This window comes from Paracoccus sp. FO-3, from assembly GCF_006386455.1.
Taxonomy (GTDB): domain Bacteria; phylum Pseudomonadota; class Alphaproteobacteria; order Rhodobacterales; family Rhodobacteraceae; genus Paracoccus; species Paracoccus versutus.
Genome location: NZ_VCBQ01000225.1, coordinates 1 through 2407, shown reverse-complemented (window position 1 = coordinate 2407; position 2407 = coordinate 1). Strand labels below are relative to the sequence as shown.

Below are 2407 nucleotides of genomic sequence, written 5' to 3'. Positions count from 1 at the left end.
ACCGGCGAGGTGCCGACGCTGGCCCAACTGCGCAGCGGCTTTCCCGCCGCCGCGCGCGAGGCGCTGGCCGCCGCCCGCCAGGAGGCGCCGCAGGACGGCGCGCTGGGGGCCATCGGGAACTTCCTGCGCGTGCAGACCGGCGCCCGCTCGGTCGAGCCGCGCGAGGGCAGCGATCCCGACGCCATCCTGTCGCGCGCCGATGCCGCGGTGAATGCCGGCGACATCAAGGGCGCGCTGGCCGAAATCGCCGCCCTGCCGCAATCCGGCCAGGCGGCGATGGCCGGCTGGACTGCCGCGGCCCAGGCCTGGGTCGAAGCCAATGCCGCGCTGGCCGCCCTGGCCGCGGGCAGCATGTAAGGGGTGCGCCATGCTGCTTTCGGCACTGAAAATCCTGATCTTCTTCGCCATCGTGCTGGTGCTGACGCTGGGCGCGATGCAGCTTTCGGAAACCGGCCAGGGCCTGAGCATGGTCTATGGCGGCACCGAATACACGCTGGGGCCGGTGCAGCTCGTCATCGCGGCGCTGGTCGTCGTGCTGCTGGGCTGGATCACCGTGCGCCTGCTGGGGCTGCTTTTGGCCTTCATGCGCTTCCTTCTGGGCGACGAGACGGCGATCAACCGCTATTTCGCCCGCTCGCGCGAGCGCAAGGGCTATGACGCGCTGTCCGAGGGCATGCTGGCCGTCGCCTCGGGCGAGGGCAGGCTGGCCCAGGACAAGGCCGCGAAGGCGGCCAAGCTTCTCGACAAGCCGCATGTCACCGACCTTCTGGCCGCGCAGGCCGCCGAGGTCGCGGGCGACCGCCGCAAGGCCGCCGAGGTCTATCGCCGCCTGCTCTCGGACGAGCGGACGCGTTTTGTCGGCATCCGCGGGTTGATGCGGCAGAAACTGGACGAAGGCGACACCGCCACCGCCTTGAAGCTGGCCGAGAAAGCCTATGCGCTGAAGCCCAAGCATACCGAGTTGCAGGACACGCTCCTGCAATTGCAGACCCGCGAGGGCGACTGGAAGGGTGCGCGCGCCGTGCTCAAGGACAAGCGCCAGCAGGGCCAGCTGCCCAAGGACGTGCATGTCCGCCGCGACGCGGTCCTGGCGTTGAAGGAGGCTTCCGAGGTGCTGGCGCATGGCAATTCCATCAGCGCCCGCGAGGCGGCGATTTCCGCCAACCGCGCCAGCCCCGACCTGATCCCGGCCGCCGTTCTGGCCGCGCGCAGCTACATCGCGCAGAACGATCCCCGCAACGCCAGCCGGGTGCTGCAAAAGACCTGGAGCGTGCGCCCGCATCCTTCGGTCGCCGCGACCTATGCCGAGATCGTGCCGGACGAAAAGCCGGCCGCGCGGCTGCGCCGCTTCGAGGATCTGATGCGGCAGAACCCCGAGCACGAGGAAACCCGGCTGCTGCGCGCCGAGCTGCTGCTGGCGGCCGAGGATTTCCCCGGCGCCCGCCGCGCGCTCGGCGATCTGGCCGAGAAGCATCCGACGGTGCGCTCGCTGTCGATCCTGGCCGCCGTCGAGCGGGGCGAGGGCTCGGACGACGCGGTGGTGCGCGGCATCCTGGCGCGGGCGCTGGTCGCCAGCCGCGGCCCGCAATGGGTCTGCGACAAATGCCACAACGTCATGGCGGACTGGTCGCCGACCTGCGACAGCTGCGGCGGCTTCGACACGCTGACCTGGCGCGAGCCGGACACCCCGGCCTGGGGCGCCACCGCTTCGAACGGGGTCGAGATGCTGCCGCTGCTGGTCGGCACCGCGCATGGCGAGGGGGCGACCGGGGTGGCCACGCCGGCCGCGCCCCCTGCCTCCACCTCCGGCACGGTGGGTTCGCAGCCCGAACCGCGCAAGCCGGACGAGGACGCGGGTCCGGTCGAGATCGCCGATGTCTCGCCCGGCATGGTGCCGCGCGAATCGGATTATCGCCGCGTCTCTCCGGCCGTGGCCGGGTCCGAGCCGGCGATGACCGTCACCGACCCCGAGCCGGTGGTGGCCGCGCCCGCAGCACCCCAGCCGGCGCCCCGGCCGGTGCCTGGCGGCGAGGGCGATCTGCTGCCCGTGCGGCCCGATGTCGAGCCGATCGACCGGGAAGAAGTGAAGATTGCGGGGAAAAATCGCTGATCCCCCCTTTTCGCCCGCGCCGGAACCTGCTATCCGGCGCGGCACATGAGAGGCCGGTGTAGCTCAGCTGGTAGAGCACGTCATTCGTAATGATGGGGTCGGGGGTTCGAGTCCCTTCACCGGCACCAGAAACCCCAGAGAAATCGACGCATTGCGCTGATTTCTCTGGGGTTTTTGCGTTTCCGCCCCGCGACCTGCCCGTTTTGCCGGCCTGATCCCCTGACAGCGGCCGTTGCGGCCGGCCTTGGCGCAACGGCTTTTCCCCTCCCCGATAATGCGGCGCCATTCGGATGAGGA

2 protein-coding genes and 1 tRNA gene are annotated in these 2407 nt (G+C 70.5%); all 3 read left to right on the top strand.

Annotated features, from left to right (window positions below; genetic code table 11):
* A partial coding sequence (locus FE811_RS26500) for a COG4223 family protein (RefSeq protein WP_370362714.1) occupies nt 1-357 on the top strand: 357 nt, incomplete at its 5' end.
* 10 nt (nt 358-367) lie between these two features.
* The gene (locus FE811_RS26495; RefSeq protein ID WP_036756746.1) at nt 368-2110 is read left to right on the top strand and encodes a heme biosynthesis protein HemY; all 1743 of its coding nucleotides are present in this window, start codon (nt 368-370) and stop codon (nt 2108-2110) included.
* A gap of 52 nt (nt 2111-2162) precedes the next feature.
* Nucleotides 2163-2238 (top strand) — tRNA-Thr (locus tag FE811_RS26490).
* The last annotated feature ends 169 nt before the right edge of the window (nt 2239-2407 follow it).

Bases quoted from the DNA above. Each gene is read 5' to 3' on its own strand.
- FE811_RS26495 (WP_036756746.1), top strand. From the start codon at position 368: ATGCTGCTTTCGGCACTGAAAATCCTGATCTTCTTCGCCATCGTGCTG.